9 protein-coding genes are annotated in these 14,756 nt (G+C 66.7%); 1 reads left to right on the top strand and 8 read right to left on the bottom strand.

Features of this window, described 5'->3' with window-relative positions; translation table 11 throughout:
• Window positions 1-15: 15 nt before the first annotated feature.
• The 7 genes from EV698_RS08860 to hemF all read right to left on the bottom strand — a co-directional run bounded on the left by EV698_RS08860 (window position 16) and on the right by hemF (window position 13,671).
• Window positions 16-810 carry an alpha/beta fold hydrolase gene (locus EV698_RS08860; protein WP_130503716.1) on the bottom strand — a complete coding sequence of 265 codons (795 nt, stop codon included), beginning with the start codon at window positions 808-810 and terminating at the stop codon, window positions 16-18.
• Window positions 807-5,639 (bottom strand): NAD-glutamate dehydrogenase, encoded by a 4,833-nt coding sequence (locus EV698_RS08855; protein WP_130503715.1) that lies wholly within the window; start codon window positions 5,637-5,639, stop codon window positions 807-809. Before EV698_RS08855 ends, EV698_RS08860 begins: the two co-directional genes overlap by 4 nt.
• A complete protein-coding gene (locus EV698_RS08850; RefSeq protein WP_130503714.1) occupies window positions 5,636-6,649 on the bottom strand; it encodes a 3-oxoacyl-ACP synthase III family protein in 1,014 nt (337 codons plus the stop codon). Before EV698_RS08850 ends, EV698_RS08855 begins: the two co-directional genes overlap by 4 nt.
• Before the next feature lie 6 nt (window positions 6,650-6,655).
• Entirely contained in the window at window positions 6,656-8,443 is a 1,788-nt protein-coding gene (gene lpdA, locus EV698_RS08845; protein WP_130503713.1) for a dihydrolipoyl dehydrogenase, read from the bottom strand.
• A 20-nt stretch (window positions 8,444-8,463) separates the two neighbouring features.
• Entirely contained in the window at window positions 8,464-9,822 is a 1,359-nt protein-coding gene (gene aceF, locus EV698_RS08840; RefSeq protein ID WP_130503712.1) for a dihydrolipoyllysine-residue acetyltransferase, read from the bottom strand.
• 29 nt (window positions 9,823-9,851) lie between these two features.
• A complete protein-coding gene (gene aceE, locus EV698_RS08835; RefSeq protein WP_239016248.1) occupies window positions 9,852-12,533 on the bottom strand; it encodes a pyruvate dehydrogenase (acetyl-transferring), homodimeric type in 2,682 nt (893 codons plus the stop codon).
• Window positions 12,534-12,738: 205 nt separating this feature from the next.
• The gene (gene hemF, locus EV698_RS08830; protein ID WP_130503711.1) at window positions 12,739-13,671 is read right to left on the bottom strand and encodes an oxygen-dependent coproporphyrinogen oxidase; all 933 of its coding nucleotides are present in this window, start codon (window positions 13,669-13,671) and stop codon (window positions 12,739-12,741) included.
• Between the two features lie 78 nt (window positions 13,672-13,749).
• Between hemF and EV698_RS08825 the strand changes: the two genes are divergently transcribed.
• Window positions 13,750-14,184 carry a molybdenum cofactor biosynthesis protein MoaE gene (locus EV698_RS08825; protein WP_130503710.1) on the top strand — a complete coding sequence of 145 codons (435 nt, stop codon included), beginning with the start codon at window positions 13,750-13,752 and terminating at the stop codon, window positions 14,182-14,184.
• Here EV698_RS08825 and tsaC read toward each other — a convergent pair.
• On the bottom strand, window positions 14,181-14,756 hold the full coding sequence (tsaC, locus tag EV698_RS08820) for an L-threonylcarbamoyladenylate synthase type 1 TsaC (protein WP_130503709.1): 576 nt from the start codon (window positions 14,754-14,756) through the stop codon (window positions 14,181-14,183). The two genes, EV698_RS08825 and tsaC, sit on opposite strands and share 4 nt — an antisense overlap.

Here is a 14,756-nt window from a genome sequence, read left to right as displayed (position 1 = left end):
GGTCCCTCTGGGTGGTCAGGGGTGGTCGTCTTCGGCCACAAAATCTTTCAGATCGTCGGTGAATCGCTGCGGGGCCTCCGCATGCAGCCAGTGCCCGACGCCGTCGTAGCGGATGATCCCGGCGGCCGGGAAATGCCGGGCGATCGCCGCGCGGCCCGCGGCGGCGACATAGTCCGACGCGCCCCCGTGGAGGCAGCGGACCGGCCGGTCCGCGAGGCTGCCGAGGCCCTCGGGCCAGCCCTGGATCACTGGCAGCTGGTCGGCGAGGATATCCAGCGGGATACGCCAGGCCCACTGGTTGTCCCGCCGCTGCAGGTTGGTCAGCAGGAACTGCCGGATCATCGGGTGACTGATCGTGGTTGCCAGTTCGCGATCGACCGCATCGCGACCCGGCGCCGCCGCGAGGTCGATGGCCTGCATCGCCCGAATAATGCCGCCGTGCTCGACTTCGTGGTTGTAGGCCATCGGCGCGATATCCACCACCATCAGTCGACGTAGCCGCGATGGCGCCGTCAGTGCCAGCGTCATGGCGACCTTGCCGCCCATGCTGTGACCCATGATATCCGCCCGGTCGATGCCTTTGCGATCGAGCAGGGCGACGATATCCGCGGCCATCCGCCGGTAGTCCATATCGGCGCAGTGCGGCGACTGGCCGTGATTGCGCAGGTCGGGGCGCAGCACGCGATGGCTGGCCTCGAACGGCCGGGCAATGCCGCGCCAGTTGTTCCCCGACCCGTAGAGTCCATGCAGCATGACAAGGGCGGGCCCTTCGCCACTGTCGGCGCTGGCGAGTTCCACGGAGTCGGTCATTGCCTCGACCCCTGGGCGTCGGCGGCCACCTGGCGGAGCGCCTGCAGCGCCACCCCGAACATTGCCGCATCGGGCTTGGCGCTGGCGCTGATCTGATCGGTGATCTGGCGCAGGTAGTCGACCCGATTGCCCTGTGCCGCCAGGCAGGTCTCGACCCGTTTGTCCGCGGGCTCGGCCGCGGTGTGGCGGAGGATGGCCTCGGTAATCCGGCGATGCTCCTCGTGGAGGGATTCCATCAGCCCGATGCGGTAACGCGCCTGCCAGTCGTCGAGGGCACGGAATCGGTCGATCGCTGCCCGCAGTTCGTTGAGTGCGAGGTGATCAGCGGCCTGGAAATGGACGCCGGCGGCATCGGTCAGGCCGGCACCGGTGAGCGTTGCCGCGGCGCTGATATCAAGCCCGGGATACAGCTTCGGCACCCGGCTCATGCGCTCGGCCAGCGCCTCCGGTACCCCGGCTTCGACGTGCTCCTCGCGCTCGGCGGCAAGGCGTTCGGCGGCCGCGTCGGTGAGCAGTGCGGGCAGGGCCTCATCGAGCGTTCCGATGGCTTGCTGCATGGCGCGGGTGGTCACCGCGTCGCCGTTGTGACCCGACTGATGGCGCAGCAGCCAGCGGGTCGCCTGCTCCTGGAGCGCTCGGATGGTGTGCAGGAGTGATTGCTGATGATGAGTCGCCACGCGGTTGTCGAGCCGGTCGACCTCGTACCAGAGCCCGCGCAGGCCATAGATATCCCGCGCGGCCAGATAGGCCCGGACCGCCTCGGTGATATCGGCGCCGGTGGCCTCGGTCATGCGCAACAGGAAGGTGGCTCCCATGCGGTTGAGGACGTGATTGGCCAGGTGGTTGGCAATGATCTCGCGCCGCAGGGGATGCTGATCGATGCGGTTGGCAAAGCGTTCCCGCAGAGGCGCGGGGAAGTAGCCGACCAGCTCGTGGAGATTCTCTTCGCCCTCCACCAGCGGTGATTCGAGGAGCTGCTCGAAAGCGCGGATCTTGGTGTACGAGAGCAGGATCGCGAGCTCGGGACGGGTCAGTCCCAGGCCCTGCTTCTCGCGCTCGGCGAGGGTCTCGTCGTCGGGGAGCTGTTCCACCACCCGGTCGAGGCGACCCTCGCGCTCGAGTCGACGCATGCAGCGCCCCTGCTCGGAAAGGCGCTCCGCCGCCCGGTCGAGCATCAGGCTGATGCCCTGGGTCTGGCGGTAGTTGTTGGCGAGGACATGCTCGGCAACCGCATCGGTCATTTCGCCGAGCAGACGATTGCGCTGCTTGACCGTCAGGTCGCCATCATCGACCACGGCGTTCATGAGGATCTTGATATTCACCTCGTGGTCGGAGCAATCGACGCCGCCGGAATTGTCGATGGCGTCGTTGTTGATCTGGCCACCGGCGAGAGCGAAGGCCACCCGTCCGAGCGGGGTGACGCCCAGGTTGCCGCCCTCACCGACGACCTGGCAGCGAAGGTCCTCGGCATCCACGCGCAGGCTGTCGTTGGCCTTGTCTCCAACCTCGGCATGGCTCTCGGAACGCGCCTTGATGTAGGTACCGATCCCGCCGTTCCAGAGCAGGTCCACCGGGGCCCGGAGGATCGCGGCGATGAGCTCGGTGGGCGTCAGGCGTTCGCGGTCGAGACCCAGCGCCTCGCGGGCCGCCGCCGGGAGGGTGATGGACTTGGCGCTGCGGGGCCAGACACCGCCCCCCGTGGAGATCACCGATTTGTCGTAGTCCGCCCAGCTCGACGGGCCCTGCCCGAACAGCCGCTCGCGCTCGATATAGCTGCGTTCCGGGTCGGGATCCGGATCGATGAAGACATGGCGATGATCGAAGGCGGCGATCAGCCGCGTGGTAGGGGACTGGAGCATACCGTTGCCGAACACGTCACCGGACATGTCGCCGACGCCGACCGCGGTGAAGGGCTGGGTCTGGATATCCCGACCGCGCTCGCGGAAATGCCGCTGGACGGCGACCCAGGCGCCCCGTGCGGTGATCCCCATGACCTTGTGGTCGTAACCGGTGGAGCCGCCCGAGGCGAACCCGTCATGCAGCCAGAACCCGTATTCCTCGGCGATGGCATTGGCATCGTCGGAGAAACTCGCGGTGCCCTTGTCGGCAGCCACCACCAGGTAGGGGTCGTCGTCGTCATGGCGGATCACGCGATCCGGCGGCTGGATGGCGTCGTCGACGATATTGTCGGTGACGTCGAGCAGTCCGCGGATGAACAGCCGATAACAGGCCAGCACCTCCGCCTGCTGAGCGCCTCGCTCGCGGGGCAGGCGCTTGCAGACAAACCCGCCCTTGGCCCCGACCGGCACGATCAGGGCGTTCTTGACCATCTGCGCCTTCATCAGGCCGAGGATCTCGGTGCGATAGTCTTCGCGACGCTCCGACCAGCGCAGTCCGCCACGGGCGACCTTCCCACCGCGCAGGTGGACGCCCTCCACCCGGGGCGAGCTGACAAAGATCTCGAATGCCGGCACCGGCTTGGGGACACCCGGGATGCGGTCCGGCCGGAGCTTGATGGCCACGGTCTCCGGGACCTGGTCCTCGTCATCGCGCTGGAAGAAATTGGTGCGCAGCGTGGCGCGCATCGCGTCCAGCAGACGGCGCAGGATGCGATCGTCGTCGAGGCTCTCGACGGCATCGAGCTGCCGGGTGAGATCCTCGGCGATCCGGTCGGCGCGTTCGGTGTCCGCGCTGTCGGGATCGAAACGCGCCCGGAACAGGTCGATGAGTCCGCTCGCGATCGCGGGATGATCCGCCAGCGTGTACTCCATGTAGGGCTGGCTGTAGGCGGTCCCGGCCTGGCGTAGATACTGGGCATAGGCCCGCAACACGACGATGTCACGCCATGCCAGGCCGGCGAGCAGGATAAGCCGGTTGAATCCGTCGTCGTCGGTCCGGTGCCGCCATATCGCGGCAAACCCGGACTGGAACGCATCACGCAGGCGTCCGGTATCGAGGGTCAGATCGGGGTCGTGGCTCAGGCCGAAGTCGTGGATCCAGCATTGCTCGCCCTCATCGGGGCGGATGCCATAGGGGCGCTCGTCGATGACCCGCACCCCCATGTTCTCGAGCACCGGCAGGACATCGGAGAGGCTGATCGGGTGTCCGGCGTGATAGAGCTTCAGGCGCAGACTGCCCACGGGCGCCTCGAGCGGGCGATAGAGACTGATCACCAGGCCGTTGTTCGTGGCCAGGGTTTCCAGCCGCTCGATGTCCTGGGTTGCGCTGCCAGGGCCGGTATCCTCCCGGTAGGCGGCGCTGAAGGCATCGCGGTAGCGGTGATGGAGCTCGGTGCCGCGGGCCTCGCCGCAGTGCTCGAGCAGGGTCTGTGCCAGGTCGTCGGACCACGATCGGGTGGTCGCCGCGAGCCGGGCCTCGAGGGCCTCGGTGTCGACCGCCCGGGACTCGGTATCGCGGAAATGGACGATGAAGTGGATGCGCGCCAGCACCGCTTCCGAGAGCTGCACCGTGAATTCGGAGTGGGCGCCGTTGAATGCCTCGATGAGGATTTTCTCCATGCGCTGCCGGGTTGTCGTGTCGTAGCGGTCCCGTGGCGCGTAGACGAGGCAGGAGACGAATCGCCCGAAGCGGTCATGGCGCAGGAACAACCGCACCCGCTGGCGCTCCTGGAGCTGGAGGATGCCGAGGGCGGTCTCGTAGAGCGTCTGCGAGTCGATCTCGAAGAGCTCGTCGCGGGGATAGGTCTCGAGAATATGCACCAGCGCCTTGCCGGCGTGGCTGTTGCTGCGCAGGCCGGCGCGCTCGAGTACCGCCGCCACCTTGCGCCGCAGTAGCGGGATCTTGCGCGGATTGCGGCTGTAGGCCCCCGAGGTGTAGAGGCCGAGGAAGCGGTGTTCGCCGATGACCTCGCCCCGGGCGTTAAAGCGCTTCACGCCGATGGTGTCCATATAGCCGTGCCGATGGACGGTCGACCGGTGGCTGGACTTGGTGAGGATCAGCGGATCGGGGTCACTGGCCTGTTCACGCAGCGCCGGGGGCAGCGCCTCGAAGCTCTGCGACAGTCGATGCGCGTTGCGCTCCGCCCGCAGCAGTCCCAAGCCCGTGTCCCTGACCGCCTGTAGTCGCATGGTCCCGTCGACGCGACGCAGGTCATAGCGGCGATAGCCGAGGAAGGTGAAATGCTCATCGAGCATCCACTCGAGAAACGCGTCCACCTCGGCCAGGTAGTCATCATCGGTGTCGGGCGCCTGGCGTTTGAGGGAGCGCCGGGCCTGCTGGGCCTGGCGGTGCATGGACTGCCAGTCGGTCACCGCCACTTCGACATCGCGCAGCGTATCGCGCACGACATCCTCCAGTGACTGGAGCTGCTCCGGGGTGGCCTGGCGGTCGACCTCGATGTGGATCCAGGCCTCGGTATCGCCATCGCTCGCGGACTGGTCACTGACCCCCGTGGCGCGACGGTCGGTGTCACGCGTGACCTCGAGCACGGGATGGGTGATGAGATGGATCATCAGCCCCTGCTCGTTCATCGCCATGGAGAGTGAGTCGATGAGGAATGGCTGATCGTCGGCGACGATCTGCACGATGCTGTGGGTCGACTCCCAGCCGTCCTGTTCCGGATCGGGGTTGTAGACGCGCAATGCGATTTCGCCGTCAGGCCGCCGGTCACCGAGGCGCCAGTGGGAAACGGCGGCCCCGTAGAGCGTGGCCGGCTGGCGCGAGGTCAGGTCCTCGGTGGCGGTACTCGCGTAATAGCAGTCGAGGAATCGGCGGATGACCGCGCGCTCGCTATCCGGCCAGCGCTGGTCGGCCAGCTGCTCGAGGGCCTCGATCTGCCGCTCGCGGGCGGTTTCGGCATTATCGTTCATCGGGTCGTTCTCTCCTCCAGTCGCAGGGCGACCCCCGCCATGTTGTAACCTACGCCGGAACCCACCAGCGTGACCAGATCCCCGGCGCCGGCGAGCCGATGCTCGATGATGTGATCGAGGGCAATGGGGATGCAGGCCGAGCCCGTGTAACCGTAGCGATCCATGAGCTTCGGGGCGCGTTCCGGGGCCAGGTCCAGCGTGGCACAGGCATTATCGATGCTGGCGGCATTGATCTGGGTGAATACCGCCTGGTTCACGGTCGCCAGCGGGAAATCTCCCTGGGTGGCCAGGCGTCGCATGATCCGCGGCCAGCCCTGCTCGTTGATCGAGGGGGGATAGCGCCGCTTTACGCGCACCCGGGTGCGGCCGGCGGCCACGGCGTCGTGACTGGCCGGCTCCGCGGTCCCGCCAGCGGCGATGCCCCAGTCATCGGCGTATCGGCCGTCGGCCAGGAAGGCGCTGGTGACCAGGCCGGGGCCGTCGGTCGGCATCATCAGGGCGGCGCCGGCGCCATCGCCGTAGAAAAAGATCATCGGATCATCCGGGTCGGCGAGGCGCTGCATCATGTAGGCGCCGATCACCATGACGCGTCGCAGCGACCGATTGGTGGCGATCAGCCCGGTGGCGGTGGCGAGTGCGGTTGGAAACGATGCACAGGCACAGCCGATATCCAGTGTTCCCGCCCCCGTGGCGCCGAGTTTGGCCTGGACGATCACGCTGGTCGCCGGGGTGATCCGATCGGGGGTGTCGGTGCCGAGGATAATGAGATCGAGATCGCCGGCCCGACAACCGGCGCGATCCAGTGCCTTTCGAGCGGCCGCTACCGCCAGGTCCGAGGTCGCCTGGTCCGGTGCCGCCCGGTAGCGCTGACGAATGCCGGAGCCGGCCTCGAGCCGGGCGATGATGTCGGCATGACCGCTGGTGGCAAGTTGGCTCCGCAGCTCGTCGTTGCTCACAAGGCGCTCGGGTAGATAGCGCCCGGTGGCAACGACGGCGGCGGACCGAGCCATCGACGGTCAGCGTTTCTTCTTGGGTATGTAGAGGTCCGTCAGCGTACCGGCCGCCGCCTCGGCCGCCATGCCCACCGTCTCGGAGATGGTGGGATGCGGGTGGATCGTGAGGCCGATATCGTGCATGTCGGCACCCATCTCGATCGCGAGTCCGACCTCCGCGATCAGGTCACCGGCGTTGGGGCCGACAATGCCGGCACCGACGACGCGCTCCGTGCCACGCTCGAAGATCAGCTTGGTGATGCCCTCGTCGCGGCCGAGCGACAGCGAGCGGCCATTGGCGGCCCAGGGGAAGCTGCCGATCTCGACATCCATGCCCTCGGCTTTGGCCTGCTCCTGGGTAACACCGACCCAGGCAACCTCCGGGTCGGTGTAGGCCACCGACGGGATAACCCGGGCATCGAAGGCGCTCTTCTCGCCGGCCGCGACCTCGGCGGCCACCTTGCCTTCGTGAACCGCCTTGTGTGCCAGCATCGGCTGGCCGATCAGATCACCGATGGCGAAGATATGATCGACGCGGGTACGCATCTGGTCATCGGCGGGGATGCAGCCGTTACCCATCAGCTCGAGGCTGGTGGCCTCGAGATTGAGCCGATCGGTGTTCGGCCGCCGGCCCACGGAGACCAGCACCCGGTCGAAGCGATCCTCGGAGGGGGCCTTGTCGCCCTCGAGCTCGACGCTCACGCCGTCATCGTCCGGTTTCAGCGCGGTGACCTTCGTATTGAGGTAGATGTTGGCGTAGCGCTTGTCGATGATCTTCTTGAACGGCTTGACGATGTCCGCGTCGGCCCCCGTCATTATCCGGTCCGCCAGCTCGACGACGGTGATCTCGCTGCCAAGCGCGTGATAGACCGAGGCCATTTCCAGACCGATGATGCCGCCGCCCACCACGAGCATGCGTTTCGGTACCTCCTCGAGCTTGAGCGCGTCGGTGGAGTCCATGATGCGCGGATGATCGAGATCGAAACCGGGCGGGGCGATCGGCCGCGAGCCCGCGGCGATAATGACATTGCGATAGCTGATCGAGCGCTCGCCATCGGCGGTGTCGACCTTGACGTGGTAATCGTCGACGAACTGTGCAGGGCCGTGCACCGTTTCGACATTGCGCTGTTTGGCCAGACCCACCAGGCCGCCGGTCAGCTTGCCGACCACGCTGGATTTCCACGATTCGAGCTTTTTCAGATCGATTTTCGGCTCGCCGAACTCGATACCGTTGTCAGCGAAGAAGGCGGCGTCGTCGATCACCTTGGCCGCATGCAGCAGCGCCTTCGACGGGATGCAGCCCACGTTCAGGCAGACACCGCCGAGACTGGGATAACGCTCGACCAGGATCGTCTTCAGCCCCAGGTCCGCGGCCCGGAAGGCGGCGCTGTAGCCGCCGGGTCCCGCGCCCACGACGAGGAGATCGCAGTCGGGTGAATCGGGCGCGGCCTGGTTGGCGCTGGCGGATGCAGCGGCTGCCGGTGCCGGTTCGGCGGTGCCGGTTGTCGACGCCGGCTCGGCGGGTGCCTCGCCGGTGGCGGGCTCTTCGCCGCCACTGTCGGCGGCCGCTTCGGCCGGGATGGCCATGGCGATCAGGTCGCCCTCGGCCACCTTGTCACCGACACTGACCAGCACGGAATCGATCCGCCCGTCGAACGGGGCCGGCACCTCCATGGTGGCCTTGTCGCTCTCGAGGGTGATCAGTGAGCCCTCGGCCTCGACGGTGTCACCGGGGGCAATAAGCACCTCGATGATTTCCACCGCATCGAAGTCGCCGATATCCGGGACGCGAACTTCCTTGGCTTCTGACATGAATCGCGATCCTCTCGGTTCTAGAGGATGAGCCGGCGCAGATCGCCGAGCACACCCGCGAGGTAATTGGTAAAGCGCGCGGCGGAGGCCCCGTCGATCACCCGGTGATCGTAGGAGAGGCTCAGCGGCAGCATGAGCCGCGGCATGAACTGGCTGCCATCCCAGACCGGTTTGGTGGCGGTCTTGGAGACACCGAGGATGGCGACCTCCGGGGCGTTGACGATGGGCGTGAACGCCGTGCCCCCGATGCCGCCGAGGCTGGAGATGCTGAACGTGCCACCCTGCATGTCGCCGGCGCCGAGTTTCCCGTCCCGGGCCTTGCCGGAGAGCTCGGCGAGATCACCGGCGATGTCGTAGATGCCCTTGCGGTCGGCATCCTTGATAACCGGTACCACGAGGCCCTGGGGGGTATCCACCGCGACACCGATATTGATGTAGTGCTTGCGGATGAGGGCGGCCCCGTCGGGGCGCAGCGAGCTGTTGAAATCGGGGAACTCGCGCAGTGCCCGCGCCGATGCCTTGACCATGAAGGCGAGCGGCGTGAGCTTGACTCCCGCCTTCTCCGCCTCGGCCTTCTCGGCCTTGCGGAAGGCGTCGAGCTCGGTGAGGTCGGCCTCGTCGAACTGGGTGACATGCGGGATGTTGAGCCAGCTGCGGTGCAGATGCGGACCGGACAGGCGCTTGATACGCGGCAGGTCGATCTCCTCGACCTCGCCGAATTTACTGAAATCCACCGCGGGAATCGGCGGGATACCCGTGCCCTCGGCCGCGGGTGCGGTGGCCGGTGCCGGCGCGGCGGTCGCACCCCCCTCGAGCACCGACTTGACATAGGCCTGGACGTCTTCACGGCTGATCCGACCCTTGCGACCGCTCCCCGTGACCTGGTCGAGCGGGACACCGAGCTCGCGGGCGAACCGCCGCACCGACGGGCCGGCATGCGCCAGTCGCTGGGTCTCGGCGGAAAGGGGCGCCGATGCGGCCGGTGCCGGTTCCGGCGCCGGCGTCGGCTTCTCCGCCGCTGCAGGCGCGGGCTCGGCCGCCGCGGCCAGCCCGGCCGACGGCGCCTCGGCGGGGGCCTCGGCGGGTGCCTCGGCGGCTGGTGCCGCCGGCTCGCCGGCGCCGCCGCCAGCGGCCTCGTCGGCCACCTCGACCTTGGCGACCGGCGTGCCCTCCGCGACCTTGTCACCTGCCTTGATGAGCATCTCGGTGACGGTGCCAGCCACCGGGCAGGGCACCTCCATGGTTGCCTTGTCGCTCTCCAGGGTGATGATCGAGTCTTCCGCGGCGACGCTGTCGCCGGGCCCTACCAGTACCTCAATGACGTCCACCGCATCGAAGTCGCCGATGTCGGGGACGGTGATTTCCTTGACCTCTGCCACGCAATTTCCTCCTGCGCCGTGCTTCGCCGCTAGACCGTGACCGGATTAGGGGCGTCGGTGTCGATGTTGTACCGGGCGATCGCCTTGCTGACCTGGTCGGGCTTGATCGTGCCCTCGTCCGCCAGTGCCTTGAGGGCCGCCACGGTCACGTAGTAGCGATCCACCTCGAAGAAGCGTCGCAGGTTCTCGCGGGTGTCGGACCGACCATAGCCATCCGTTCCCAGCACCACGTAGTGGCGGTCGATGTAGGGCCGGATCTGGTCGGCAAAGGCCCGCATGTAGTCGGTGGAGGCGATGGCCGGTCCTTCGTGCTCCGCCAGGCACTGCTGCACGTAGGGGACGCGGGGCGTGTCCTCGGGATGCAGCATGTTGTAGCGCTCGCAGTCGATGCCGTCACGGCGAAGCTCCGTGAACGAGGTGCAGCTCCAGACGTCGCTCTCGACCCCCCAGTCCTGCCTGAGCAGATCCGCCGCCGCGATCACTTCGATGAGGATGCTGCCGGAGCCCATCAGCTGTACGCGACGCTCGCCGGCCTCACCCTGCCGGAACCGGTACATACCCCGGGTGATGCCGTCCTCGGCACCCTCCGGCATCGCCGGCTGGTGGTAGTTCTCGTTCATCATCGTGATGTAGTAGAAGACCGATTCCTGCTCCTCGTACATCCGCTTCATGCCGTCCTGGATGATGACCGCCATCTCGTAGGCAAAGGTCGGATCGAACGAGCGGCAGTTGGGCAGCGCCGCGGTCATCAGGTGGCTGTGGCCATCCTCGTGCTGCAGGCCCTCGCCGTTCAGCGTCGTGCGACCGGCGGTGCCGCCCATGAGAAAGCCCTTGGCCTGCATGTCGCCGGCGGCGTACCAGAGATCGCCGACCCGCTGGTAGCCGAACATGGAGTAGTAGGCGAAGAACGGGATCATCTCGATGCCGTGATTGGCGTAGGCCGTGGCCGCGGCGATCCAGCTGGACATGGCGCCCGCCTCGTTGATGCCCTCCTGCAGGATCTGGCCTTTCTGATCCTCGCGGTAATACATCAGCTGATCGGCATCCTGCGGCTCGTAGAGCTGGCCCTTCGAGGCGTAGATGCCGAGCTGGCGGAACAGGCCTTCCATACCGAAGGTCCGCGCCTCGTCGGGCACGATCGGCACCAGGCGCGAGGCGAGGCTCTTGTCGCGGGCGATGATCGACAGCGCGCGGACGTAGGCCATGGTCGTGGACATCTCGCGCTCGCCGCTGTCTTTGAGCAGCACGTCGAAGGCGGAGAGGTCGGGGATTTTCACCGGCTCGGCGGTAATGCGCCGCTCCGGCAGGTAGCCACCCAGCGCCTGGCGGCGCTCATGCAGGTATTTCATCTCCGGCGAATCTTCGGCCGGCTTGTAGAACGGCGCCTCGGCGACCTGTTCATCCGGTACCGGGATATGGAAGCGGTCGCGGAAGTCCTTGAGGGCGTTTTCCGCCATCTTCTTCTGCTGATGGGTGATGTTCTGGCCTTCGCCGGCCTCGCCCATGCCGTAGCCCTTCACCGTCTTGGCGAGGATGACCGTGGGCTGGCCCTCGTGCTCGGTGGCCGCCTTGTAGGCGTTGTAGACCTTGGTGGAGTCGTGGCCGCCGCGCTTGAGCTGCCAGATGTCCTCGTCGGACATATTCGCCACCATGGCCTTGAGCTCGGGGTATTCACCGAAGAAATGCTCGCGGGTGTAGGCGCCGCCCTTGGCCTTGAAATTCTGGTACTCGCCATCCACGGCCTCGTCCATGCGCCGCCGCAGAAAGCCCTGGGTGTCCTTCGCGAGCAGCGGATCCCAGGCGGACCCCCAGAGCACCTTGAGGACATTCCAGCCGGCGCCGCGGAATTCGCCCTCCAGCTCCTGGATGATCTTGCCGTTGCCACGCACCGGCCCGTCGAGGCGCTGGAGGTTGCAGTTGATCACGAAGATCAGGTTGTCGAGGCCCTCGCGGGCGGCCACGCCGATCGCCCCCAGGCTCTCCGGCTCGTCCATCTCGCCGTCGCCGCAGAACACCCAGACCTTGCGATCCGAGGTGTCGACGATGCCGCGATTGTGGAGATACTTGAGGAAGCGGGCCTGGTAGACACCCATGATGGGACCCAGTCCCATGGACACCGTGGGGAGCTGCCAGAAATCGGGCATCAGCCAGGGGTGCGGATAGGAGGAGAGGGGCTTGCCCGATTTGGCCAGATCGGCACGGAAGTTGTGCAGATCATCGTCGTCGAGACGGCCTTCAAGATAGGCACGGGCGTAGATCCCCGGGGCGGAGTGGCCCTGCATGAACACCAGGTCGCCGCCGAAATCCTCGCTCGGGGCCCGCCAGAAATGGTTGAAGCCGACCTCGTAGAGCGTGGCGGAAGAGGCGAATGACGCGATATGGCCACCGATTCCTTCGCGGTCGCGGTTGGCCTGAACCACCATGGCCATGGCGTTCCAGCGAATGATCGAGCGGATTCGCGATTCCAGTGCCTGATCGCCCGGGAAAGGCTTTTCGTGCTGGGTCGGGATGGTGTTCTGGTACGCGGTGGTTGCCTTGAAGGGCAGCTGACCACCGCTGCGTCGGGCCTTGTCCACGAGCTGTTCGAGCAGGAACTGCGCCCGTTCCGGGCCCTCGTACTCGAGGACCGACTCGATCGCCTCGAGCCACTCCTGCGTCTCCTGCGGATCCTGGTCGCCCGGCGTCGGTATGGGCGTCATTTTTGCTGCCATCTCTGACCTCGTTCGGTTTCTTCTGAATCACAGCCTAGCCGTCCGGTTTTCGTGTGACCAGACCCCTGAGCGCTGTAGGTTATTGTTGCGCTGCGCAAAAAAGCGCGCCGCCCTGTGAGATCAAGCTACCCCACATAGTCCGTGTTGTCGCCCTGCCATTTTGGACTGACAGGCACAGGCCGTGTGAGGATTCGTGACCGGGTCGCTATTCGGGTGACGACTGCCTGTCCGGCTCGATCCAGGCCTGTGGAACCAGGTATCGATGCGTCAGCTCGGCCTCGGGGGTGCCTTCACCGGCGCGATAGTCGTACTCCCAGCGTGCCAGCGGCGGCATGGACATGAGGATGGACTCGGTCCGGCCGCCGGACTGGATGCCGAACTTCGTACCGCGGTCGTAGAGCAGGTTGAACTCGACATAGCGGCCGCGGCGATAGAGCTGGAAGTCGCGCTCGCGTTCGGTGTAGGGGATCTCCCGGCGGGCCTCGACGATGGGCCGGTAGGCCTCCATATAGCCGTCGCCCACCGAGCGCATGAGCCCGAAGGCCGATTCGAACCCGCCACGGTTGAAGTCGTCGAAGAACAGGCCGCCGATGCCGCGGGTTTCGCCGCGATGGGGGAGGTAGAAGTAGTCATCGCACCAGGTCTTGAAGCGCGGGTAGAGGTCGTCGCCCCAGGGCGCGACTGCATCGTGGGCGACCCGGTGCCAGTGGCGGCAGTCCTCGTCGAAGGGGTAGAACGGCGTCAGATCGAACCCGCCGCCGAACCACCACACCGGTTCGGCGTCTTCCGCCCCGGCGAGGAAAAAGCGCACGTTGGCGTGCGAGGTGGGGATGTAGGGATTGCGGGGATGGACCACCAGCGAGACGCCCAGTGCCTGGAAGGCGCGCCCGGCCAATTCCGGGTGGCGCTCGCTTGCCGTTGCCGGCAGCCCGTCGCCGAACACGTGCGAAAAATTGACGCCGGCCTGCTCGAAGACATGGCCGTTGCTGAGCACGCGGGTGCGCCCCCCGCCGCCGGCATCCCGGTCCCAGGCGTCTTCCCTGAATCCGTTGCCGTCGAGGTGGCTGAGACCGTCGCAGATCCGGTCCTGGAGGTCGAGCAGGTAACGCCGTACGGCAGTTGCGTCGATGGCTGGCATAGCACTCCGAAGGTTGTCGGTTTGACAGGGGGCGCGGTAATGCGACGATAGCAACGACGCCATACCGGAAGGATTACGATGACCGAACGGGTAGACGCCGCCGCCATTGCCCTCAATGATCTTCTCGATGATACCGCGTCCGCGGATGCCGGTGCAGTCGTGGTCTTCGGCGGCACGGTCCGGCGCCATCATGCCGGTCAGTCGGTCACTGATATCGAGTACTCGGCCTATGCGCCCCTCGCCGAACGTGCCCTGGCAGCGGTGGAGTCCGAGGCGTTATCGCGTTACGACATCATTAGTTGCGCGATCCGGCATCGCACCGGTCGGCTCGCGGTGGGTGAGCTGAGCGTGGTGGTGGTGGTGCGTGCCGCGCATCGCGCCGAGGCATTCGATGCGGCGCGGTTTGCCATCGATCGGCTCAAGGCAACCGCCCCGGTATGGAAGCGCGAGACCTATGCCGATGGCTCGCAGGTCTTTCAGCAGGGCGAGATGCTGCCGGGAGCCGGCGACTAGGCCGGCGCCGCGGCGCGGAGGATGCGTCCGGTTTCCGCCTCGCGGATCTCGGAGGGACCGCGCTGACCGCCAAGCGGGCCCGGCAGGAACCAGTCGAGCCGGTCGCCAAACACCTTCTTTACCTGCCAGGGACGCCGACACGCCGGCTTGCCGCTGTGATTGGCGCTGGTGGAGACAAGCGCCGAACCGATACCGCGACACAGGTCAATCACCGGTGGATGTCGGCTAACGCGCACGGCGATGGTGGATCGGCCGCCGGTCAGCAGTCCGGGCAGATCGTCGGCGGCTTGCATGACCCAGGTGACGGGGCCGGGCCAGGTGGCAAGCATGGTGTCGCGGATTGGCGCCTGTTTCGGCCATTGCACCAGGCCGTCCAGCTGCGTGGTATCCGCGGCGATCACGATCAGGCCCTTGCCGGCACCGCGGCCCTTGAGTCGGATAAGGCGCTCAATGGCGGCGGTATCGAGCGGGTCGCAGCCGAGCCCCCAGACACCTTCGGTGGGGTAGGCGCCAACACCCCCGGCAAGGATGGAATCCCGGATCTGGCGCAGCGCCGGGCGGGTCGCACGCAT

Origin of the sequence: Spiribacter vilamensis (assembly GCF_004217415.1) — a bacterium.
Taxonomy (GTDB): domain Bacteria; phylum Pseudomonadota; class Gammaproteobacteria; order Nitrococcales; family Nitrococcaceae; genus Spiribacter; species Spiribacter vilamensis.
This window is presented reverse-complemented; position numbering and strand designations above follow the sequence as displayed.

Excerpts from the sequence above, each read along its gene's own strand:
- EV698_RS08855 (WP_130503715.1), bottom strand. The coding sequence starts at position 5,639 with ATGAACGATAATGCCGAAACCGCCCGCGAGCGGCAGATCGAGGCCCTC.
- lpdA (WP_130503713.1), bottom strand. The coding sequence starts at position 8,443 with ATGTCAGAAGCCAAGGAAGTTCGCGTCCCGGATATCGGCGACTTCGAT.
- aceE (WP_239016248.1), bottom strand. The coding sequence starts at position 12,533 with ATGGCAGCAAAAATGACGCCCATACCGACGCCGGGCGACCAGGATCCG.
- EV698_RS08850 (WP_130503714.1), bottom strand. The coding sequence starts at position 6,649 with ATGGCTCGGTCCGCCGCCGTCGTTGCCACCGGGCGCTATCTACCCGAG.
- EV698_RS08860 (WP_130503716.1), bottom strand. The coding sequence starts at position 810 with ATGACCGACTCCGTGGAACTCGCCAGCGCCGACAGTGGCGAAGGGCCC.
- tsaC (WP_130503709.1), bottom strand. The coding sequence starts at position 14,756 with ATGCGTGCGACCCGCCCGGCGCTGCGCCAGATCCGGGATTCCATCCTT.
- EV698_RS08825 (WP_130503710.1), top strand. The coding sequence starts at position 13,750 with ATGACCGAACGGGTAGACGCCGCCGCCATTGCCCTCAATGATCTTCTC.
- hemF (WP_130503711.1), bottom strand. The coding sequence starts at position 13,671 with ATGCCAGCCATCGACGCAACTGCCGTACGGCGTTACCTGCTCGACCTC.